This is a genomic window from Burkholderia alba (genome assembly GCF_034721475.1).
GTDB lineage: Bacteria > Pseudomonadota > Gammaproteobacteria > Burkholderiales > Burkholderiaceae > Burkholderia > Burkholderia alba.
Window position 1 is genome coordinate 1 of the sequence record NZ_JAWJWL010000175.1, and the last position, 479, is coordinate 479.

General features: G+C 56.4%; 1 protein-coding gene. It reads left to right on the top strand.

The features are described from left to right. The coding region (locus RZR99_RS33085) for a prolyl oligopeptidase family serine peptidase (RefSeq protein WP_323123864.1) at nt 1-457 on the top strand (457 nt) is incomplete at its 5' end. Nucleotides 458-479 lie beyond the last annotated feature (22 nt).

Here is a 479-nt window from a genome sequence, read left to right on the forward strand (position 1 = left end):
CGGCGGAAGCAACGGCGGTCTGTTGACCGCAGCGTGCATGATCCAGCGTCCAGAGCTATTCGGTGCGGTTATCTCGGATGTGCCCGTTCTGGATATGTCACGCTTTCACCTGATGCTGCAGGGTGCCCTTTGGATCGATGAGTATGGTGACCCTGACAATCAAGACGACCACCGAATGTTGATGGCGTACTCACCCTATCACAACGTGAATGCCGTTGCCTCCTATCCACCGGTTCTGTTCACGTCGTCGTCGACAGACGATCGTGTGCACCCTGGTCATGCACGCAAAATGGTGGCAAAAATGCAGGCGCTCGGGCACGACGAAGTCTGGTACCTAGAACATCGCGACGGCGGTCATGGCGCAGGCGTAGAACCCGAATCGATCGCCCGCGCCAGCGCAACGACGTTTGAGTTCCTGCGTGCGAAAATCGGGGCATTGTTACGACCGATCGCGTGACTTTACTTTGATTGTTGTGTAC